Annotated in this window: 16 protein-coding genes; 14 read left to right on the forward strand and 2 right to left on the reverse strand. The window is 60.5% G+C overall.

Annotated elements, in window-relative coordinates; all coding sequences use genetic code 11:
- The first annotated feature begins 53 nt into the window (after positions 1-53).
- The 12 genes from fabZ (at position 54) to ispD (ending at position 14,576) form a co-directional block, all read left to right on the forward strand.
- Positions 54-494 (forward strand): 3-hydroxyacyl-ACP dehydratase FabZ, encoded by a 441-nt coding sequence (gene fabZ / locus HX869_RS16975; protein WP_003219309.1) that lies wholly within the window; start codon positions 54-56, stop codon positions 492-494.
- Positions 491-1,267 carry an acyl-ACP--UDP-N-acetylglucosamine O-acyltransferase gene (lpxA, locus tag HX869_RS16980; RefSeq protein ID WP_003219308.1) on the forward strand — a complete coding sequence of 259 codons (777 nt, stop codon included), beginning with the start codon at positions 491-493 and terminating at the stop codon, positions 1,265-1,267. The genes fabZ and lpxA overlap by 4 nt, the downstream gene beginning before the upstream one ends.
- A 2-nt stretch (positions 1,268-1,269) precedes the next feature.
- A complete protein-coding gene (gene lpxB, locus HX869_RS16985; RefSeq protein ID WP_218646293.1) occupies positions 1,270-2,409 on the forward strand; it encodes a lipid-A-disaccharide synthase in 1,140 nt (379 codons plus the stop codon).
- A complete protein-coding gene (gene rnhB / locus HX869_RS16990; protein WP_003219305.1) occupies positions 2,406-3,038 on the forward strand; it encodes a ribonuclease HII in 633 nt (210 codons plus the stop codon). The genes lpxB and rnhB overlap by 4 nt, the downstream gene beginning before the upstream one ends.
- Positions 3,039-3,113: 75 nt before the next feature.
- The gene (dnaE, locus tag HX869_RS16995; protein WP_178903380.1) at positions 3,114-6,635 is read left to right on the forward strand and encodes a DNA polymerase III subunit alpha; all 3,522 of its coding nucleotides are present in this window, start codon (positions 3,114-3,116) and stop codon (positions 6,633-6,635) included.
- 139 nt (positions 6,636-6,774) lie between these two features.
- The gene (locus HX869_RS17000; RefSeq protein WP_003219302.1) at positions 6,775-7,722 is read left to right on the forward strand and encodes an acetyl-CoA carboxylase carboxyltransferase subunit alpha; all 948 of its coding nucleotides are present in this window, start codon (positions 6,775-6,777) and stop codon (positions 7,720-7,722) included.
- Positions 7,723-7,897: 175 nt separating this feature from the next.
- A complete protein-coding gene (gene tilS / locus HX869_RS17005; RefSeq protein WP_178903381.1) occupies positions 7,898-9,217 on the forward strand; it encodes a tRNA lysidine(34) synthetase TilS in 1,320 nt (439 codons plus the stop codon).
- Positions 9,218-9,490: 273 nt separating this feature from the next.
- Positions 9,491-11,122 carry a CTP synthase gene (locus tag HX869_RS17010; RefSeq protein ID WP_003219298.1) on the forward strand — a complete coding sequence of 544 codons (1,632 nt, stop codon included), beginning with the start codon at positions 9,491-9,493 and terminating at the stop codon, positions 11,120-11,122.
- Positions 11,123-11,127: 5 nt separating this feature from the next.
- The gene (kdsA, locus tag HX869_RS17015; RefSeq protein WP_003219295.1) at positions 11,128-11,973 is read left to right on the forward strand and encodes a 3-deoxy-8-phosphooctulonate synthase; all 846 of its coding nucleotides are present in this window, start codon (positions 11,128-11,130) and stop codon (positions 11,971-11,973) included.
- Between the two features lie 156 nt (positions 11,974-12,129).
- Positions 12,130-13,419: a phosphopyruvate hydratase gene (gene eno / locus HX869_RS17020; RefSeq protein WP_003219294.1), complete on the forward strand. Its 1,290-nt coding sequence runs from the start codon at positions 12,130-12,132 to the stop codon at positions 13,417-13,419.
- Between the two features lie 171 nt (positions 13,420-13,590).
- A complete protein-coding gene (gene ftsB, locus HX869_RS17025) occupies positions 13,591-13,869 on the forward strand; it encodes a cell division protein FtsB (protein WP_003219292.1) in 279 nt (92 codons plus the stop codon).
- On the forward strand, positions 13,866-14,576 hold the full coding sequence (gene ispD / locus HX869_RS17030; RefSeq protein WP_003219291.1) for a 2-C-methyl-D-erythritol 4-phosphate cytidylyltransferase: 711 nt from the start codon (positions 13,866-13,868) through the stop codon (positions 14,574-14,576). The genes ftsB and ispD overlap by 4 nt, the downstream gene beginning before the upstream one ends.
- Positions 14,577-14,579: 3 nt before the next feature.
- Here the strand turns inward: ispD and HX869_RS17035 are convergent, their stop codons facing one another.
- Together HX869_RS17035 and HX869_RS17040 are read right to left on the reverse strand one after the other, a co-directional pair.
- A complete protein-coding gene (locus HX869_RS17035; protein ID WP_178903382.1) occupies positions 14,580-17,618 on the reverse strand; it encodes a dermonecrotic toxin domain-containing protein in 3,039 nt (1,012 codons plus the stop codon).
- Positions 17,619-17,687: 69 nt separating this feature from the next.
- Positions 17,688-18,584 carry a LysR substrate-binding domain-containing protein gene (locus HX869_RS17040; protein WP_003219287.1) on the reverse strand — a complete coding sequence of 299 codons (897 nt, stop codon included), beginning with the start codon at positions 18,582-18,584 and terminating at the stop codon, positions 17,688-17,690.
- Positions 18,585-18,693: 109 nt separating this feature from the next.
- Between HX869_RS17040 and HX869_RS17045 the strand changes: the two genes are divergently transcribed.
- Together HX869_RS17045 and fghA are read left to right on the forward strand one after the other, a co-directional pair.
- Positions 18,694-19,806, forward strand: coding sequence for an S-(hydroxymethyl)glutathione dehydrogenase/class III alcohol dehydrogenase (locus HX869_RS17045; protein ID WP_003219285.1), 1,113 nt, complete (start codon positions 18,694-18,696; stop codon positions 19,804-19,806).
- A gap of 8 nt (positions 19,807-19,814) precedes the next feature.
- A complete protein-coding gene (gene fghA, locus HX869_RS17050; protein ID WP_003219284.1) occupies positions 19,815-20,660 on the forward strand; it encodes an S-formylglutathione hydrolase in 846 nt (281 codons plus the stop codon).
- The last annotated feature ends 21 nt before the right edge of the window (positions 20,661-20,681 follow it).

Genomic DNA, 20,681 nt, shown 5'->3' on the forward strand with positions numbered 1-20,681 from the left:
GGGCGTGCCTTAGTCCGCACGCTCCCAATCTTTATTACAGGCTTCCCCCCGAAATGATGGACATCAACGAGATTCGCGAATACCTGCCTCACCGTTACCCGTTCCTGCTGGTGGACCGGGTCACGGACCTCAATGTTGAGGAAAAGCGCATTCGTGCCTACAAGAATGTCAGCATCAACGAACCGTTCTTCAACGGTCACTTCCCTGCGCATCCCATCATGCCAGGCGTATTGATCATCGAAGCGATGGCCCAGGCTGCCGGTATCCTTGGTTTCAAAATGCTCGACCTGAAGCCTGCCGATGGCACGCTCTACTATTTCGTGGGCTCTGACAAACTGCGCTTCCGCAACCCGGTAACTCCGGGTGACCAGTTGATCCTTGAAGCCAAGTTCATCAGCTGCAAGCGCCAGATCTGGAAGTTCGAATGCCAGGCCTCGGTCGACGGCAAGCCGGTGTGCTCGGCTGAAATCATCTGTGCGGAACGCAAACTATGAGTTTGATTGACCCTCGCGCAATCATCGATCCGACGGCCGTACTGGCCGCCGACGTTGAGGTCGGCCCTTGGTCGATCGTCGGCGCAGGTGTGGAAATCGGCGAGGGGACAGTCATCGGGCCGCATGTGATCCTCAAAGGCCCGACGAGGATTGGCAAACACAATCGTATCTATCAGTTCTCATCGATAGGCGAAGACACCCCGGACATGAAGTACAAGGGTGAAGAAACACGTCTGGTAATCGGTGATCACAACATCATCCGTGAAGGCGTGACCATTCACCGCGGTACTGTCCAGGACCGTGCCGAGACCACCCTGGGTGACCACAACCTGGTGATGGCTTATGCGCATATCGGTCATGACAGCGTAATCGGCAACCATTGCATCCTGGTCAACAACACTGCGTTGGCCGGCCATGTGCACGTTGACGATTGGGCGATCCTGTCCGGCTTTACCCTGGTGCATCAGTACTGCCATATCGGCGCCCACAGCTTTTCCGGCATGGGTACCGCCATCGGCAAGGACGTTCCGGCGTTCGTCACCGTGTTCGGCAACCCGGCCGAGGCCCGCAGCATGAACTTCGAAGGCATGCGCCGTCGGGGCTTCAGCGAAGACGCGATCCACGCCCTGCGCCGCGCCTACAAGGTGGTTTACCGCCAGGGGCTGACGGTCGACCAGGCCTTGATCGAGCTGACGGAGCCAGCCGCATTGTTTCCGGAAGTCGCGATATTCCGTGACTCTATCCAGTCGTCGACTCGCGGCATCACCCGCTGATCATGGCCAGGCTGCGTATAGCGTTGGTGGCCGGAGAAGCTTCCGGCGATATTCTCGGTGCAGGCCTGATGCGGGCCCTCAAGCTCCAGCATCCGGCGGTTGAATTCATCGGTGTCGGCGGTCCGTTGATGCAGGCTGAAGGCCTGACGTCCTACTTCCCTATGGAACGCTTGTCGGTCATGGGGCTGGTGGAGGTGCTGGGCCGTTTGCGCGAGCTGCTGGCCCGTCGCAAAAAGCTGATCCAGACCCTGATCGAAGAAAAGCCCGACGTCTTTATCGGAATCGACGCGCCGGACTTCACCCTCAATATCGAACTCAAATTGCGTCAGGCCGGGATCAAGACCGTGCATTACGTCAGCCCGTCAGTGTGGGCGTGGCGGCAAAAGCGCGTGCTCAAGATTCGCGAAGGCTGCGACCTGATGCTGACCCTGCTGCCCTTCGAGGCCAGGTTCTACGAAGAGAAGGGCGTGCCGGTGCGGTTTGTCGGGCACACCCTGGCCGATACCATTCCTCTGCAGGCCGACCGTGCTGCCGCGCGTGCCGAACTGGGTTTGCCCGAAGGTCCGCTGGTGGCCTTGATGCCGGGCAGTCGTGGCGGCGAAGTCGGTCGTCTCGGCGCGCTGTTTTTTGATGCTGCCGAACGCCTGCAGGCGCTGAAGCCGGGTGTGCGCTTCGTATTGCCATGTGCCAGCCCTCAGCGCCGTGCACAAATTGAAGAGCTGCTGGTAGGGCGCGACTTGCCGTTGACCCTGCTCGACGGCGGCTCGCACCTGGCACTGGCGGCGTGCGATGCGGTGCTGATCGCCTCCGGCACTGCGACCCTGGAGGCCTTGCTCTACAAGCGCCCGATGGTCGTGGCCTATCGCCTGGCGCCGCTGACCTACTGGATTCTCAAGCGTATGGTCAAAAGCCCCTACATCTCCCTGCCGAATTTGCTGGCCCAGCGTCTGTTGGTGCCCGAGTTGTTGCAGGACGATGCGACGCCTGAAGCCCTGGCGCAAACCCTTTTCCCGTTGATCGACGGTGGCGAAGAGCAGACCCGTGGTTTCGACGAAATTCACCGCACCTTGCGCCGTGATGCGTCGAACCAGGCGGCGGATGCCGTGCTGACGTTGATCGGTCATAAGCAGGAAGCCCTATGAAGACGCAAATGGGCCTGGATTTCAGCCTGGTCGCCGATGCCCTTGACCTGGTTGCCGGTGTTGACGAAGTCGGACGCGGCCCGCTGTGCGGCGCAGTCGTCACCGCCGCGGTGATTCTCGATCCAAACCGTCCGATCCTTGGCCTCAACGATTCGAAGAAACTCACCGAAGCCCGTCGCGAAAAACTCTACGACGAGATCTGCGAGAAAGCCCTGAGTTGGCACATCGCCCGCGCTGAAGTCGAAGAGATCGACAAACTGAACATCCTGCACGCCACCATGCTGGCCATGCAGCGCGCCATTGAAGGCCTGCATATCACGCCAAAAATGGCGATGATCGACGGCAACCGCTGCCCGAAGCTGACGATGCCCGCAGAAGCGGTGGTCAAGGGTGATAGCAAAGTGCCGGCGATTGCCGCTGCATCGATCCTGGCCAAGGTCAGCCGTGACCGTGAAATGGCGGCTTTCGAATTGATCTATCCCGGCTACGGCATCGGCGGGCACAAAGGCTATCCAACGCCCGTTCATCTGGAAGCTTTGGCTCGCCTGGGCCCGACCCCGATCCACCGCCGCTCGTTTGCCCCGGTTCGCCAGGCTTTCGAGGCTCGGGAAAGCCTGATCGAGGTTTAGCAGCAAGGCTGATGTTTTTGCCAAGGCCCGGTACAATCCGGGCCTTGTTGTCTCCACGTTTTGTACAGGATCACTATGCCGGCTTCATTCGTTCACCTGCGCCTGCACACTGAATACTCCCTGGTCGACGGCCTGGTACGGATCAAACCCCTGGTCAAAACGCTGGTGGGCATGAACATGCCTGCCGTGGCGGTGACCGACCAGAACAACATGTGTTCCCTGGTCAAGTTCTACAAGGCCACCATGGGCGCCGGCATCAAGCCGATCTGCGGTGCCGACCTGTGGCTGTCGAACAAGGACCCGGATAACCCACTGAGCCGCATCAGCCTGTTGGCGATGAACGGCGTGGGTTATCGCAACCTCACCGAACTGATTTCCCGTGGCTTTATCGATGGCCAGCGCAATGGCTCGATCATCATCGAGCGCGAGTGGGTGGCCGAAGCCAGCGAAGGGCTGATCATGCTCTCGGCGGCCAAAGAGGGTGAAATCGGTATCGCGCTGTTGGGCGGCAATCCTCATGAGGCTGAAGTGCTCGCCCGTGAGTGGATGGAGGTGTTCCCCAACCGTTTCTACCTGGAAATCCAGCGCACCAACCGCCCCAACGATGAAGAGCAGTTGCACGCCGCTGTGGCCCTGGCTGAAAAGCTTGGCGCGCCGCTGGTCGCGACCAACGATGTGCGCTTTATCAAGAAGGAAGACTTCGAGGCCCACGAAACCCGCGTATGCATCGGCGAAGGCCGGGCGCTGGACGATCCGCGCCGCTCGAAAAACTACAGCGAAGAGCAGTACCTCAAAAGCGCCGATGAAATGGCCGAGCTGTTCAGTGACCTGCCCGAGGCCCTGGAAAACTCCGTCGAAATTGCCAAGCGCTGCAATATTGAAGTGAAGCTGGGCAAGCACTTCCTGCCCAACTTCCCGATTCCCGATGGCATGACCATCGACGAGTATTTCCGCAAGGTCTCGTTCGACGGTTTGGAGGAACGCCTGAGCGTCCTGCTGCCCAAGGACACCACTGAAGATTATGAAGCCAAGCGCCAGGTCTACGTCGACCGCCTGAATTTCGAGCTGGATATCATTATCCAGATGGGGTTCCCCGGTTACTTCCTGATCGTAATGGACTTTATCCAGTGGGCCAAAAGCAACGGCGTGCCGGTGGGGCCTGGCCGTGGATCGGGTGCCGGGTCGCTGGTGGCCTATGTGCAGAAGATCACCGACCTCGACCCGCTGGAATACGACCTGCTGTTCGAACGTTTCCTTAACCCGGAACGGGTATCGATGCCCGACTTCGACGTCGACTTCTGCATGGATGGTCGCGACCGAGTTATTGAGTACGTGGCCGAGAAATACGGCCGTAACGCGGTAAGCCAGATCATCACCTTCGGTTCCATGGCGGCGAAAGCGGTAATTCGCGACGTGGCCCGGGTACAGGGCAAGTCCTACGGCCTGGCTGACCGCCTGTCGAAGATGATTCCGTTTGAAGTCGGCATGACCCTGGAAAAAGCCTACGAGCAGGAAGAAATCCTGCGGGACTTCATCAAGGTCGATGAAGAAGCGGCTGAAATCTGGGACATGGCGCGCAAGCTCGAAGGCGTGGTGCGTAACGTCGGTAAACACGCCGGTGGTGTAGTAATCGCGCCTACCAAGCTGACCGACTTTTCGCCGATCTATTGCGACGAAGAAGGCGACGGCCTGGTAACCCAGTTCGACAAGGACGACGTGGAGGCGGCCGGCCTGGTGAAGTTCGACTTCCTCGGCCTGCGTACCCTGACGATCATCGACTGGGCGCTGAAGACCATCAACCGCGACCGCGCCAAGGTCAATGAGCCACCGCTGGATATCGCGTTTATCCCGCTGGATGACAAGCCGACCTACAGCCTGCTGCAAAAAGCCGAAACCACGGCCGTGTTCCAGCTTGAATCCCGCGGCATGAAAGAGCTGATCAAAAAGCTCAAGCCCGACTGCCTGGAAGACTTGATCGCACTGGTGGCCCTGTTCCGTCCGGGCCCGCTGCAATCGGGCATGGTGGATGACTTCATCAACCGTAAGCACGGGCGTGCCGAGCTGGCTTACCCGCACTCCGACTACCAGTACGAAGGTCTCAAGCCGGTACTGGCACCGACCTACGGCATCATCCTGTATCAAGAACAGGTGATGCAGATTGCCCAGGTCATGGCCGGCTATACCCTCGGCGGCGCGGACATGCTGCGTCGAGCCATGGGTAAGAAAAAGCCCGAGGAAATGGCCAAGCAGCGCGGTGGCTTCATTGAAGGTTGCGCCACCAACAACATCGATGCCGACCTGGCCGGTAACATCTTCGACCTGGTGGAAAAGTTCGCCGGTTACGGCTTCAACAAATCCCACTCTGCCGCCTATGGCCTGGTGTCTTACCAGACTGCGTGGCTGAAGGCTCACTACCCGGCGCCGTTCATGGCGGCGGTACTGTCTGCGGATATGCACAACACCGACAAGGTCGTGACCTTGATCGAGGAAGTGCGCACCATGAAGCTGCGCCTCGACGCGCCGGACGTGAACACTTCCGAGTTCAAGTTCACGGTGAACGACGAAGGCCGCATCATCTATGGCCTCGGCGCGATCAAGGGCGTGGGCGAAGGCCCGGTGGAGGCGATTACCGAAGCGCGTCAGGACGGGCCGTTCAAGGACCTGTTCGATTTCTGCGCCCGGGTCGACCTCAAGCGCATCAACAAACGTACTCTGGATGGCTTGATCCGCAGCGGCGCCCTGGATCGCCTGGGCCCGTACTTCCACGATGAGCCGAAGGCGTACCAGGCCAATATCGACCGCAACCGCGCGGTATTGCTGACCGCCATGGAAGAAGCGATCAAGGCCGCCGAGCAGACCGCACGCACCCACGACAGCGGCCACGCCGACCTGTTTGGCGGGCTGTTCGTCGAAGAAGATGCCGACGTCTACGCCAACCATCGCAAGGCCAAGGACCTGACCCTCAAGGAGCGCCTCAAGGGTGAGAAAGACACCCTGGGCCTGTACCTCACCGGTCACCCGATTGACGAATATGAACGTGAAATCCGGCGTTTCGCCCGCCAGCGCATCATCGACCTGAAGCCGGCGCGGGATACCCAGACCGTCGCAGGCATGATCATCGCGCTGCGGGTGATGAAGAATAAAAAGGGCGACAAGATGGGTTTCATCACCCTCGACGACCGCTCGGGCCGGATCGAAGCCTCGCTGTTTGCCGATGCCTTCCATTCCGCCCAGTCGCTGTTGCAGACCGACGCGATGGTGGTGGTGGAAGGGGAGGTCAGCAACGACGACTTCTCCGGCGGCCTGCGCCTGCGGATCAAGCGCGTGATGAGCATGGAAGATGCTCGTACCAACCTGGCCGAAAGCCTGCGCCTGAAGGTCAAGACCGATGCGCTCAAAGGTGATCAGCTACGCTGGTTGGGTGACTTGCTTAAACGCCACCGTGGCGCCTGCCCGGTGACCATGGAGTACACCGGCAACGACGCCAAGGCGATGTTGCAGTTTGGTGAGACGTGGCGAATTGACCCCGCCGATGGCTTGATTCAAGCATTGCGTGACCAGTTCGGGCGTGACAACGTCTTCCTCCAATACCGTTGACGGTCAGGCAGTACAAAGAACGCCTGATCTCGACCGAACATTTAATCTCGACCTAACCGCGCCTCTCCCTTAAGGTAGGGCGCGAATAGACAACCGGCTGGCCAGGCACTCCTTGGCCGTCGACCCAAGACGGACGCTTATGAACCCGAATTTTCTTGATTTCGAACAGCCGATCGCTGACCTGCAAGCCAAGATCGAAGAGCTGCGCCTGGTCGGCAATGACAATTCGCTGAATATCGGCGATGAAATCGCTCGCCTGCAAGACAAGAGCAGCACGCTTACCGAAGACATCTTCGGCAAGCTGACCAGCTGGCAGATCGCGCGCCTGGCCCGCCACCCGCGCCGTCCGTACACCCTGGACTACATCGACCATATCTTTACCGAGTTCGATGAGCTGCACGGCGACCGTCACTTCTCCGACGACGCCGCCATCGTGGGCGGTATCGCTCGCCTGGACGACCAGCCAGTGATGGTCATCGGTCACCAGAAAGGCCGTGAAGTGCGCGAGAAAGTCCGCCGCAACTTCGGCATGCCGCGCCCTGAAGGCTACCGCAAGGCCTGTCGCCTGATGGAAATGGCCGAGCGCTTCAAGATGCCGATCCTGACCTTCATCGACACCCCGGGCGCCTACCCGGGTATCGACGCTGAAGAGCGCAACCAGAGCGAAGCGATTGCCTGGAACCTGCGGGTGATGGCTCGCCTGAAGACGCCAATCATCGCTACCGTGATCGGCGAAGGCGGTTCCGGCGGCGCATTGGCGATTGGCGTCTGCGACCAGCTGAACATGCTGCAATATTCCACCTACGCGGTGATCTCGCCGGAAGGTTGCGCCTCGATCCTGTGGAAAACCGCCGAGAAGGCACCGGATGCCGCGGAAGCCATGGGCATCACTGCCGATCGCCTGAAAGGCCTGGGTATCGTGGATAAAGTGATCGCCGAGCCATTGGGCGGCGCCCACCGTGACCCGGCTGCCGCTGCCGCGACCATTCGTGCCGAACTCAGCTCGCAGCTGGCGATGCTCAAGAAGTTCGACAACGAGGCGCTGCTGGCCCGTCGTTACGAGCGCCTGATGAGCTACGGTCTCTAAGCCGACGCGTTACTAAATGCGGGAGCTGGCTTGTGTGGGAGCGGGCTTGCTCGCGAAGGCGGTGATTCAGTCAAGATAGTTGGCGACTGACACACTGCATTCGCGAGCAAGCCCGCTCCCACATTTGCCTTGTGTATGCTGGTTACCGCATTCCAGTTTGATGGCGTACTTTGCTATGAAGCCCACCTTAACCGCCAAGCTCCTGCAAATCCTCGCCCCCTGGCGCAACGCCCCGGCCTGGCACATCGCCTTCTCCGGCGGCCTCGACTCCACCGTCTTGCTGCACCTCCTGGCCACTCTGGCCAAAACCGACAAGCTTCCGCCACTCAGCGCTATTCATGTTCATCATGGGCTGCAAGCTGCGGCGGATGCGTGGCCGGCCCATTGCCAGTCCGTGTGCGACGCATTGTGCGTGCCTCTGCGGGTGATCCGCGTGCAAGTGCAACAAGGTGCAAGCCTGGAGCGCGCGGCCCGTGACGCGCGGTATCAGGCGTTTGCCGAGGTCACCGGGGCAGGGGAGTTGCTGGTCACGGGCCAGCACCGTGACGATCAGGCAGAAACCTTACTGTTTCGGCTGTTGCGTGGGGCTGGCGTGCGTGGCCTGGCGGCAATGCCCGCGCAGCGCCCTTTGGCAGATGGCTATCTGGTGCGACCCTTGCTGGATGTGTCTCGCGCCGAGCTTGAAGCCTACGCCCGTGAACATCAATTGACCTGGATCGAAGACCCGTCGAACGCTGATCCGCGTTTCTCCCGCAATTACCTGCGCCACCATGTTTTCCCGCAGTTGACCGAGCGGTGGCCCCAGGCCGTCAGCACCATGGCCCGTGGCGCTGAACATTTGAGCGAAGCCCAGGGGCTGCTCGACGAACTGGCGCAGATGGACCTGCTGGCCGCCAGCCAGCACCCGGTGTTTCCCTGGCTGGCATTGCCTTCGCTGACCCTTGAACCGCTTGCCGCGCTCTCCGATGCCCGCCAGCGCAACGCACTTAGGCACTGGCTGACACCGTTGACACGCTTGCCCGACAGCGACCACTGGACCGGCTGGGCGACCTTGCGCGACGCCAAACACGATGCACAGCCACTGTGGCGCCTGGCCGACGGTCAATTGCACCGTTGTGGTGGGCTTATCTGGTGGTTACCTGCCAGTTGGTCGGAATTTTCTGACGCATCGGTGAGCTGGCCGCACCCGCAAAACCCACTACAGTTACCCGGTAACGGCCAAGTGCGCTTCAGCGGCAGTGCACCCGAAGGCCCCCTGAGCATCCGTTATCGCCAGGGCGGTGAAATCATGGAATTGCCAGGCCGGGGCCGGCGCGACCTGAAGCGCTTGCTTAACGAAAGTGCGGTGCCAGGTTTCATCCGTGGCAGATTGCCGCTGCTGTATCAGGGCCAGCAATTGCTGGCTGTGGCCAACCTGCCGGGGCTTGCGGCGGGTGGCGGTACCGGCTGGCAATTACATTGGATGCCACCAACCTGCGATCAAGGTTTGAGCTGATAGAGCCTTTCCGGTAGACTACGCTCCCTTCTTGATACAACTTCTGTGGATTCGCCTGAATCGCAGCAGTTGCCGATTACCAAGCAGTCTTTGCTGGGCGATTCCAAAAAATGTGTAGCGATCAACGTACCGGTGTTTCATTGCTGGTCTGTCACAACGCGGCGGTTTTTTTGAAAGGTGCACTGTGATTAATGCAGGTGATCGGGGGCTTCGGCCTTCCTTCGCTTTCCCCGGCGGCTCGGACCGCTTTAACGCAGACTTCTAGGGTTTTTCATGACGCGCTACATATTCGTCACGGGCGGTGTTGTTTCTTCATTGGGGAAAGGCATTGCCTCCGCTTCATTGGCGGCCATCCTGGAGGCGCGGGGACTTAAGGTCACCATGCTCAAGCTGGACCCGTACATCAACGTTGACCCGGGCACCATGAGCCCGTTCCAGCACGGTGAGGTGTTCGTCACCCACGACGGCGCCGAGACCGACCTGGACCTGGGCCACTACGAGCGGTTCATCCGCACGACCATGACCCAGAACAACAACTTCACCACCGGCCGTGTCTACGAGCACGTGCTGCGCAAGGAGCGCCGTGGTGACTACCTGGGTGCAACCATCCAGGTGATCCCGCACATCACCGACGAAATCAAGCGCCGCATCATCAAGGGTGCAGGCGATGCCGACGTGGCAATGGTCGAGATCGGTGGCACCGTGGGTGACATCGAATCCCAGCCGTTCCTCGAAGCCATCCGCCAGTTGCGTTTCGAAGTCGGCGCCAAGCGCGCGATGCTGATGCACCTGACGCTGGTGCCGTACATCGCCACCGCCGGCGAAACCAAAACCAAGCCTACCCAGCACTCGGTCAAGGAACTGCGTTCCATCGGCCTGCAGCCGGACGTGCTGGTGTGCCGCTCCGACCACGCGATCGACATCGCGTCCCGTCGCAAGATCGCCCAGTTCACCAACGTTGAAGAACGTGCGGTAATCGCCCTGGAAGACGCCGACACCATCTACAAGATCCCGGGCATCCTGCATTCCCAGGGCCTGGATGATTTTGTCGTCGAGCGCTTCGGCCTGCAATGTGGCGGCGCCGATCTGTCCGAGTGGGAAGCCGTGGTCGACGCCAAGCTCAACCCTGAGCATGAAGTCACCATCGCCATGGTCGGCAAGTACATGGAGCTGCTGGACGCCTACAAGTCGCTGATCGAGGCGATGAGCCACGCGGGCATCAGCAACCGTACCAAGGTCAACCTGCGCTACATCGACTCCGAAGACATCGAGAACCAGGGCACCGCGCTGCTGGAAGGCGTTGATGCCATCCTGGTTCCGGGCGGCTTCGGTCTGCGTGGCGTGGAAGGCAAGATCACTGCCGTCCAGTACGCTCGTGAGAACAAGGTGCCGTACCTGGGTATCTGCCTGGGCATGCAAGTGGCGGTCATCGAGTTCGCCCGTAACGTAATGGGCTGGAAAGACGCCAACTCCACCGAGTTCGATCGCACCAGCGGCCATCCGGTCGTGGGCCTGATCACCGAGTGGGAAGATGCCACCGGCGCCGTCGAAACCCGTACCGAAGCCTCCGACCTGGGCGGCACCATGCGCCTCGGCGCGCAGGATTGCCTGCTGGAGCCGGGGTCCCTGGTTCACGATTGCTACGGCAAGGACGTGATTGTCGAGCGTCACCGTCACCGCTACGAAGTGAACAACAACCTGCTGCCGAAAATCATGGAAGCCGGCCTGAAAATCTCCGGTCGTTCCGGTGATGGCGCGCTGGTTGAAGTGGTTGAAGCACCGGATCATCCATGGTTCGTGGCTTGCCAGTTCCACCCGGAGTTCACCTCGACCCCGCGCGACGGTCACCCGTTGTTCAGCGGCTTCGTTAAAGCAGCACTGACGCAACATCAGAAGAAGGCGTAAACCTGATGGCCCAGAAGATCATTCGCGTAGGCGACATCGAGATTGCCAACGACAAGCCCATGGTGCTGTTCGGCGGCATGAACGTGCTGGAAAGCCGCGACATGGCGATGCAGGTCTGTGAAGAGTACGTGAAGGTGACCGAGAAACTCGGTATCCCCTACGTATTCAAGGCCAGCTTCGACAAGGCCAACCGTTCGTCCGTGACCTCCTACCGCGGCCCGGGCCTTGAAGAAGGCATGCGGATCTTCCAGGACATCAAGCAAGCCTTCGGCGTGCCGATCATCACCGACGTCCACGAGCCTGAGCAGGCTGCCGTGGTTGCCGAGGTGTGCGACATCATCCAGTTGCCGGCCTTCCTGTCGCGCCAGACCGACCTCGTGGTCGCGATGGCCAAGACCGGCGCTGTGATCAATATCAAGAAAGCCCAGTTCCTCGCGCCTCAGGAAATGAAACATATCCTGAACAAGTGCGTGGAAGCGGGTAACGACCAGTTGATCCTCTGCGAGCGTGGTTCGAGCTTCGGCTACAACAACCTCGTGGTGGACATGCTCGGTTTCGGCATCATGAAACAGTTCGAATACCCAGTGTTCTTCGACGTGACCCACGCGCTGCAAATGCCCGGTGGTCGCGCCGATTCCGCTGGCGGGCGCCGTGCCCAGGTACTGGACCTGGCCAAGGCCGGCATCAGCCAGTCCCTGGCAGGTTTGTTCCTGGAAGCCCACCCGGACCCGGACAACGCCAAGTGCGACGGCCCATGCGCCCTGCGCCTGGACAAGCTGGAGCCATTCCTGGCCCAGTTGAAGCAGTTGGACGACCTGGTCAAGAGTTTTCCGACGGTAGAGACCGCGTAAGCGCCATTTCTCCGGTAGACTTTCCCTCGCTTTACGCTCAGGCCCGCAGGCCTGAGCCTTGTCGCCTGCAAGCCTGCCCGTTGTTCCACCCTTGCGGTCGGTCAAAAGATTTCCTTCAGCTGCGTCGTTTTCGTCAACTTTGGAGTGTTTACAACAATGGCAAAAATCGTCGACATCAAAGGTCGTGAAGTTCTCGACTCCCGTGGCAACCCTACCGTCGAAGCCGACGTGCTTCTCGATAACGGCATCATCGGCAGCGCCTGCGCGCCGTCCGGTGCTTCCACAGGTTCCCGCGAAGCACTGGAACTGCGTGATGGCGACAAGAGCCGTTACCTGGGCAAGGGTGTACTCAAGGCGGTGGCCAACATCAATGGCCCGATCCGCGACCTGCTGCTGGGCAAGGATCCACTTGACCAGAAAGCCCTCGATCACGCGATGATCAAGCTCGACGGTACCGAAAACAAAGGCAGCCTGGGCGCCAACGCCATCCTCGCCGTGTCCCTGGCCGCTGCCAAGGCCGCTGCACAGGACCAGGACCTGCCGCTGTACGCCCACATCGCCAACCTGAACGGCACTCCGGGTGTCTACTCGATGCCGGTTCCGATGATGAACATCATCAACGGTGGCGAGCACGCTGATAACAACGTCGACATCCAGGAATTCATGGTGCAGCCGGTTGGCGCCAAGACCTTCTCCGAAGGCCTGCGCATGGGCACCGAGATTTTCCATCACCTCAAGGCTGTGCTGAAGGCCCGTGGCCTGAGCACTGCAGTGGGTGACGAAGGTGGTTTCGCGCCGAACCTGGCGTCCAACGAAGACGCACTGAAAGTGATCTCCGAAGCCGTGGCCAACGCTGGCTACAAGCTGGGCACCGACGTGACCCTGGCCCTGGACTGCGCGGCCAGCGAATTCTACGAAGACGGCAAGTACAACCTGTCCGGCGAAGGCCACGTGTTCACCTCGGAAGGTTTTGCTGACTACCTCAAGGGCCTGACCGAGCGCTACCCGATCATCTCGATCGAAGACGGCCTGGACGAGTCCGACTGGGCTGGCTGGAAAGTGTTGACCGACAAGATCGGCGAGAAGATCCAGCTGGTGGGCGACGACCTGTTCGTGACCAACACCAAGATCCTGAAAGAAGGCATCGACAAAAAGATCGCCAACTCGATCCTGATCAAGTTCAACCAGATCGGCACCCTGACAGAAACCCTGGAAGCCATCCAGATGGCCAAGGCTGCGGGCTACACCGCCGTGATCTCCCACCGTTCCGGCGAAACCGAAGACTCGACCATTGCCGACCTGGCCGTGGGCACTTCGGCTGGGCAGATCAAGACCGGTTCCCTGTGCCGTTCCGATCGCGTTTCCAAGTACAACCAATTGCTGCGTATCGAAGAGCAACTGGGCGGCAAAGCCAAGTACAACGGTCGCAGCGAGTTTCGCGGCTGATTGTTAAATGGTAAAAGGTCAGCGGATTACGTCGGAAAAATCACGGCAGCGTGAATTTCGGCGCTAATCTCATGACTAACAAGCACAAGCCTGGTTTTTCCAGGCTTCGTGCTATCAGTTGCTGCAAAAGTTTTGCATGGCTGTCTTTTTTCACTGGATACCCGATATTCGATGCGCAGTCCCAATTGGTTGTTCCTCGTCTTGCTCTTGCTGCTGGCTGGCCTGCAGTACCGCCTTTGGGTGGGGAATGGCAGCTTGGCGCAGGTCACCGAACTGACCCAGCAAATTGCCGCACAGCACGCCGAAAACGAGGTGTTGCTGGAGCGCAATCGCGTGCTCGATGCCGAAGTACTTGAATTGAAGAAAGGCATGGAGACCGTTGAAGAGCGGGCTCGCCATGAGTTGGGCATGGTCAAGGAGGGCGAAACCCTCTACCAGTTGGCCCAATGAGCATTTCGTCACCGGCCTTCTGGGCCGTGATTCCTGCCGCGGGCGTGGGGGCCCGTATGGCTGCGGACCGTCCCAAGCAGTACTTGCAATTGGGTGGGCGCACTATTCTCGAACACAGCCTTGGCTGTTTCCTCGATCATCCGGGCCTCAAGGGGCTGGTGGTCAGCGTTGCGATGGATGACCCTTACTGGCCGACCCTGGCTTGCGCCACCGACCCACGCATTGTGCGCGTTGACGGCGGCGAAGAGCGCTCGGGTTCGGTCCTCAATGCCTTGCTTTACCTGCACGGCCAGGGCGCGAGCGATGACGATTGGGTGCTGGTGCATGACGCCGCCCGGCCGAACCTCAGCCGCGATGACCTGGACAAGTTGCTCTTTGAACTGGCCGACGACAGCGTGGGTGGGCTGCTGGCCGTGCCGGCGCGGGACACCCTCAAGCGCGCCGACAAACACGGGCGTGTGTTGGAAACGGTTGATCGCACGCCGATCTGGCAGGCCTACACCCCGCAGATGTTCCACCTTGGCGCGCTGCACCGGGCCTTGGCCGACAGCCTGGTCTCGGACGTGGTCATCACCGACGAAGCCTCGGCCATGGAATGGGCCGGGCATGCGCCTCGCCTGATCGAAGGCCGTTCCGACAACCTCAAGGTCACGCGCCCGGAAGACCTTGAATGGCTGCGCCAGCGTCGGACTTTCCAGTCTTCCTGACGCTCACACCGTCATCTGTTCAACCCCGGCCGGGGTCTTGAACTCATCCACCAGTGCCTGAATGCTGTCGAACGGTTTGCCGTCCACGGCCCAACCGGGCGCGCTGATGGCGTATCGGCCGCCCTGTTGATCGATCCTGAAATGGCGTACGTCGCCTCGCCGTGAACGGTAGTGAAGGTGTGCCGGTGTCGTGACGGTGGCCGGGGTCAGCATGAACTGGCCTGGCTTGGTCAGCAGCGTCTGTGGCGTCCTGGCCTGGGGCTGGGAGGGGGCGGGCGCCGGTTGCGCCGGGCGTTGCAAGCTGGCGCGGTCCACCCGCAGGACCAGGTTGGCCTTGACCGTTCCCTCACCCTTGCCGATGCCCAGGCTGGCGGTGCGTCCCGTGTCCACTTCGACGCCGAGGTGCCCGCCAGCCGCTGCATCCTCGATCCGCAGGCCGATGCTGCCGGTGAGTTCGGCGATCCCCGGAATCCCTTTGTAGGTATTGGTATGGCTGTCACCCACCAGTGCGACCCATTTTCCCGGGCGCGGCTTGGTGGTCTGGATCCATTGAATCACCTCGGTGGCGTAGTAGTTCATCATGCGCTGGCGCAAGTTGTCGGCGGTGTCGGGCAGGTCGCGCAGCATGTAGCTGACAGTGCAGTCGATCGGCTGGATTTTGATCCCGGCGTCACGGGCTGCGATGACGATGTTGACGAACGAGTAGTGCCGGTCGCGCAACGGCGGGTAGATGTTGTTGAGGAAGCCCTTGAGTTCCTCGGGCATCACCGCGCTTCGGGTACGGTAGAACGCCTTGAGCAAGGGCATGTGTACATCCGTCAGCAGATGCTCGAAATAGAGGCGTTTGACCCCCTCGCTGGCCAACAGCGGCATGTTGTTGATCAGGAACGCCTTGCTCGACAGGGCTCCATGGCTTTCGCCGATCACCAGGCCGTCGCTGGCGTGCAGCAGTTTTTGAATGATGGTCGGCTGCGATTCATTCAGGCTGAGCCTTGGAAGCACCGGCCGCATCGGTGAAAACGACAAGTTGGCAAAGAATATCGTGGCATCTTCAGACAGCTTGGTTCTTTTCTCGAAAAACAACTTGCGGGTGTCTTTCACCGGCTGGGCACCGCTGCCCACGGGTTCAAGGTTTTCCGAAAACGAACTGGTGTCGGTGAGCATCTCCGAAACGGTCTCGCGTGCGGGGGGTGGCATCTCGTAGGCACTGTAGAACGTCGAGTGTTGCGGGCCGCCGAACAGCGTGTAGACCCTTTGCCAGGCATTGCGAAATGCGCCTCCGCCGGCCAGCCCGGCCGTGCGCCACTTCAGGTCGGCGCTCTGGATGGCATACAGGCCGGTGGATTGCAGCGTGTTTGGCGCGTTGGGAGCCATTACGAACAGTTCGAAGAAGCCTGATTCATTGGGGGTCTTGTAGGTCAGGTACAGGTCGCCGTGAATCCGGATGGTCTGCAGGCCGCCGGGAGTCATCCGTGGGCTCAGGGTGCGCGTCTCGGTGTTGGCCGCCATGGAGGTTTCGTTGATGGCGCTGACGCTGATCCGGCCCGCATCCTGGCGTACTGCCGGGCCCAGGGTGGGGCGCAGGCTTTCGAGGCCCTTGAGCCCCTTGGACACGCCATGGGCGACCACCGGCAGCGCGTTAAGGGCGCCGAATACAATGCGCTCCTTCGCGTGGGGTTTGCCGCGCAGCATGTCGTCGGCACCCACCACCATTTCAGTCGCGCCGGAGGTCAGGAAGCAAAATTCCGCCAGTAGTGCGTTGCCCATGGCCAGTGCTACGGGAACCGCCAGGATGCAGGCTTTTTCCAGGGCATCCAGGGTGTCGGCCTTGAGCGTATCCAGGGGCGAAATAAAGCTTCGCGCCGCTACTTTTGCAAGGCGTACCCTGATCTGCCGGGCGATGAACTCAAACGGGTTACTGCCCAGTGCCGGATACATCGGGTTATTGATGTACTGCTCGGGATCCCAGTAGTTATCGGCCCGCAGGCTGTTGAACAAACCCGGGGAGGTTGCCGGCTTCGGAAACACCGCCATCCCCACCAGTGCCTCCTCCACGCCGCTGTAGATCAGGCCGGAGTCGATGGCGTCCTCGTCGAAGTGTTGGGTCAGCGCCTTGCGTTGAGTGGCGTCCCTTGCCGTTTCCACCAGCCAACTGCGCATGTCTGCCGGGTTATTGAACCCATGGAAGGGCGAGGAGTTGCCCGGGATATAGAGCAGGGTCACCTGGCTTTGGTTATCGGTGATGGTCAGGATGTCGGTGGATTCGCTGTTGTGAACGCGCAATAGCCGCAGGGACAGGTTTGGGTCGAGGCGATAGGGCTCCTGGAAATCCTCCAGGGTGAGGTTGTCGTGGTTCTTGTCCATGCCGATTCCCGCCGCCCGTGCCGCCAGCTGTCTCTCTGCCACGGTCAGGGTGAACTCATGGAACTGTTCCAGATAGGCTTTGGTGAACGCGATGCGCATCAGGGTGTTGTAGTTTTCCCGGTGGTTGTTCCAGAACTTGCCGATCGCCTCGTCGTAGGTTTGTTCGAAATGGCTTGAGTTAACGATGAGCCTGAAGGTTTTTGGTGAAATCTGCAGCTGCGTGCTCGGGTCGTAAACCTGGGGCTGGCTTTGCAGATACAGCGCCTCATAACGCCTTGGCGGGATCCAGCCCGAGACGATGAACTCTTCGTTGAACATTGCCGGAATCCGGTTATCCATCAAGCGCGGCAGCTCGCTGACAATATTGAAATAAGGTGCAGTGGTGGAAAACCCGGTGGTATTGAGCATGCCGCCCGGGGGCTGGGGCGCATTGCAGATCATGGCCTCGGTCAGCGACATCGACTGGATCACCACGGCGGTGAAGGCCGCATTGGGATTGTCGGTGTTGTATTCGAGGGTGGCGAGGAGGGTGGTATCCGGGTCGAACTCGACCTGGCTGAGGGGCTGTACCCGCTCGCGGATCAACTGGGCGGCGATTTGCGAAGGTACGGGGAAATCCGCCAGGACCTTGCGAACGAAATGACTGATGCGCTGGAGTTGCGGGCCGTTGGTTATCATGGGGGTGCCTGGTTACGCAGTAAAAAAGGCTATTTACCGGCACTCAGGCGCTGCATGGGCGGTAGCTGTCTATCGCAGGTAGACGGGATGGTTGCCCAGGCCCTCCTTGAGAAAGTCCACCAGTTTTCGCACCTTGGGCGAAAGGTGGCGTTGTTGTGGGTACAGCGCCCAAACCGCGGTGTTGGGCGGTTGATGGGCTTCGAGTAACGACACCAGTGCGCCGCTGTGCAAATGCTCCAGCACGTAATAGTCCGGCAACTGGCAAAGACCGACACCTTGCAGGGCCGCATCCAGCACCGCTTGCCCGCTGTTGCAGCGCCAGTTTCCCTGTACCCGCTGGGAAAATTCGCGCCCGTCCTGGGCCAGTTGCCAAATATCCGAGCTGCCGATCAGGCAGTTATGCCGGCTTAACTCCGACAAGCTATGTGGCCGCCCGTACCTGGCCAGGTAGGACGGTGACGCGCACAGGTACATACGCCGCGGCGCGAGGCGGCTGGCAACCATGCGCGAATCCGCCAGGCGCCCGAGGCGAATCGCCAGGTCCAGGCCTTCGTGCACCAGGTCCAGCTGGCGGTTGGTCAATTCCACGTCCACGCGCAATTGCGGATAAAGCGCCATGAACCGCGTCACCAGCGGCACGATAAAACGCTCGCCGTAAGCCACTGCGCAGGTCATGCGCAACATTCCCTTGGGCTCGCTGGCCAGGTCGCCCACGGCGCGCAAGGCTTCTTCGCGACCGTCCTGCAATCGCTGGCAATGTTGCAGGAAGGTCTGGCCGGCTTCGGTCAGTGTCACCTTGCGCGTGCTGCGATACAGCAAGCGTGTTTGCAGGCGCTCTTCCAGTCGCGCGACCTGGCGGCTGATATGGGACGACGACACGCCCAGGCGCTCGGCGGCCGCGGTGAATTGGCTGCATTCGGCCACGGCGACGAACTCGTCGATGCCCTCCCAGCGGTTTTCCAGCATGCTGATTGTCCCTGTACGGCAATAATGTTTTGCTTTTGTCTGGATTATTAATCAGATGAGCATGTTTTACACTGCCGGCCTTACGTTTTTAACCCGATGGAGAAACCGGATGATCAAGTCCCGCGCGGCCGTAGCCTTCGAAGCCAAGAAACCCCTCGAGATCGTTGAAGTGGATGTGGCCATGCCCAAGGCGGGCGAGGTGCTGTTGCGGGTGGTGGCGTCCGGTGTGTGCCATACCGATGCCTACACCCTGTCGGGCGCGGACCCGGAAGGCATTTTCCCGTCGATCCTCGGCCACGAAGGCGGCGCCGTGGTTGAAGCCATCGGCGAAGGCGTGACCTCGGTGGCGGTGGGCGACCACGTGATCCCGCTGTACACCCCGGAATGCGGCAAGTGCAAATTCTGCCTGTCGGGCAAGACCAACCTCTGCCAGGCGATTCGCGCCACCCAGGGCAAAGGCCTGATGCCCGACGGTACTTCGCGCTTTTCCTACAAGGGCCAGCCGATTTTCCACTACATGGGCACTTCGACCTTCTCCGAATACACCGTGCTGCCGGAAATCTCCGTAGCGAAGATTCCCAAAGAAGCGCCGCTGGAAAAAGTCTGCCTGCTGGGCTGTGGCGTCACCACCGGTATCGGTGCAGTGATCAACACCGCCAAGGTCAAGCCAGGCGACACCGTGGCCATCTTCGGCCTGGGCGGCATCGGCCTGTCGGCGGTGATCGGCGCGGTGAAAGCCAAGGCCGGCCGCATCATTGCCATCGACATCAACCCGGCCAAGTTTGAAATCGCCAGGCAGCTGGGTGCCACCGACTGCATCAACCCGAAAGACTACGACCGCCCGATCCAGGACGTGATCGTCGATTTGACCGATGGCGGCGTCGACTTTTCCTTCGAGTGCATCGGCAATGTCCAGCTGATGCGTGCGGCCCTTGAGTGCTGCCACAAGGGGTGGGGCGAGTCGGTGATCATCGGTGTGGCCGGTGCCGGCCAGGAAATCGCGACCCGTCCGTTCCAACTGGTCACCGGCCGCGTCTGGCGCGGTTCGGCGTTCGGCGGCGTGCGCGGTCGCAGCGAGTTGCCAAGCTATGTGGAAATGGCCCAGACCGGTGAAATCCCGCTGGATACGTTCATCACCCACACTATGGGCCTGGAAGATATCAACAAGGCGTTTGACCTGATGCATGAAGGCAAGAGCATCCGCACCGTCATTCACTTCTGAGGTCGGCCATGAGTCTGGAAAACCTGTCGTGCCAGAAAAGCTTCGGCGGCTGGCATAAACGCTACAAGCATCATTCCGACGTGCTGGGTTGCGACATGACCTTCGCCGTGTACCTGCCGCCGCAAGCGGAGCAGGGCGGCAAATTGCCGGTGCTGTACTGGCTATCGGGCCTGACCTGCACCGATGAGAACTTCATGCAGAAGGCCGGCGCGCAACGCATGGCAGCCGAGCTGGGGTTGATCATTGTTGCGCCGGACACCAGCCCGCGCGGCCCCGGTGTGCCGGGTGATCCGGACAACGCCTGGGACTTTGGCCTGGGCGCCGGTTTCTACCTGAACGCCACCCAGGAGCCCTGGGCCCAGCACTATCGGATGCATGACTACGTGGTGCAGGAGTTGCCTGCATTGGTCGAGGCGCATTTCCCGGCGTCGGCCAAACGCGGGATCAGCGGCCACTCCATGGGCGGCCACGGCGCGCTGGTGTGTGCCTTGCGCAACCCGGGGCGTTATCAGTCGGTGTCGGCGTTCTCGCCGATCAACAACCCGATGGATTGCCCGTGGGGCCAGAAGGCATTCTCCCGCTACCTCGGCGAAGAGCGCTCGAAATGGCGCGAATGGGATGCCTGCGTGTTGATCAGCGAAGCCTCGGAAAAGCTGCCATTGCTGGTGGACCAGGGCGACCGCGACGATTTCCTCGCGGTGCAGCTCAAGCCTGAAGCGTTGCAACAAGCGGCCAGGGCGGCGAACCATCCGCTGGAGCTGCGCCTGCAACCGGGCTATGACCACAGCTACTTCTTTATCGCCAGCTTCATCGAAGACCATTTACGCCATCACGCGCGCGCTTTGCTCGGTTAATGTGAGGCAAAAGTAGGTAGA

This window comes from Pseudomonas sp. P7779 (assembly GCF_013386315.1).
In the GTDB taxonomy this organism is placed as follows: Bacteria; Pseudomonadota; Gammaproteobacteria; order Pseudomonadales; family Pseudomonadaceae; genus Aquipseudomonas.

What these genes read in the sequence shown, in the direction of transcription:
- fabZ (WP_003219309.1), top strand. Translation starts at nt 54, where the DNA reads ATGATGGACATCAACGAGATTCGCGAATACCTGCCTCACCGTTACCCG.
- lpxA (WP_003219308.1), top strand. Translation starts at nt 491, where the DNA reads ATGAGTTTGATTGACCCTCGCGCAATCATCGATCCGACGGCCGTACTG.
- lpxB (WP_218646293.1), top strand. Translation starts at nt 1,270, where the DNA reads ATGGCCAGGCTGCGTATAGCGTTGGTGGCCGGAGAAGCTTCCGGCGAT.
- rnhB (WP_003219305.1), top strand. Translation starts at nt 2,406, where the DNA reads ATGAAGACGCAAATGGGCCTGGATTTCAGCCTGGTCGCCGATGCCCTT.
- dnaE (WP_178903380.1), top strand. Translation starts at nt 3,114, where the DNA reads ATGCCGGCTTCATTCGTTCACCTGCGCCTGCACACTGAATACTCCCTG.
- HX869_RS17000 (WP_003219302.1), top strand. Translation starts at nt 6,775, where the DNA reads ATGAACCCGAATTTTCTTGATTTCGAACAGCCGATCGCTGACCTGCAA.
- tilS (WP_178903381.1), top strand. Translation starts at nt 7,898, where the DNA reads ATGAAGCCCACCTTAACCGCCAAGCTCCTGCAAATCCTCGCCCCCTGG.
- HX869_RS17010 (WP_003219298.1), top strand. Translation starts at nt 9,491, where the DNA reads ATGACGCGCTACATATTCGTCACGGGCGGTGTTGTTTCTTCATTGGGG.
- kdsA (WP_003219295.1), top strand. Translation starts at nt 11,128, where the DNA reads ATGGCCCAGAAGATCATTCGCGTAGGCGACATCGAGATTGCCAACGAC.
- eno (WP_003219294.1), top strand. Translation starts at nt 12,130, where the DNA reads ATGGCAAAAATCGTCGACATCAAAGGTCGTGAAGTTCTCGACTCCCGT.
- ftsB (WP_003219292.1), top strand. Translation starts at nt 13,591, where the DNA reads ATGCGCAGTCCCAATTGGTTGTTCCTCGTCTTGCTCTTGCTGCTGGCT.
- ispD (WP_003219291.1), top strand. Translation starts at nt 13,866, where the DNA reads ATGAGCATTTCGTCACCGGCCTTCTGGGCCGTGATTCCTGCCGCGGGC.
- HX869_RS17035 (WP_178903382.1), bottom strand. Translation starts at nt 17,618, where the DNA reads ATGATAACCAACGGCCCGCAACTCCAGCGCATCAGTCATTTCGTTCGC.
- HX869_RS17040 (WP_003219287.1), bottom strand. Translation starts at nt 18,584, where the DNA reads ATGCTGGAAAACCGCTGGGAGGGCATCGACGAGTTCGTCGCCGTGGCC.
- HX869_RS17045 (WP_003219285.1), top strand. Translation starts at nt 18,694, where the DNA reads ATGATCAAGTCCCGCGCGGCCGTAGCCTTCGAAGCCAAGAAACCCCTC.
- fghA (WP_003219284.1), top strand. Translation starts at nt 19,815, where the DNA reads ATGAGTCTGGAAAACCTGTCGTGCCAGAAAAGCTTCGGCGGCTGGCAT.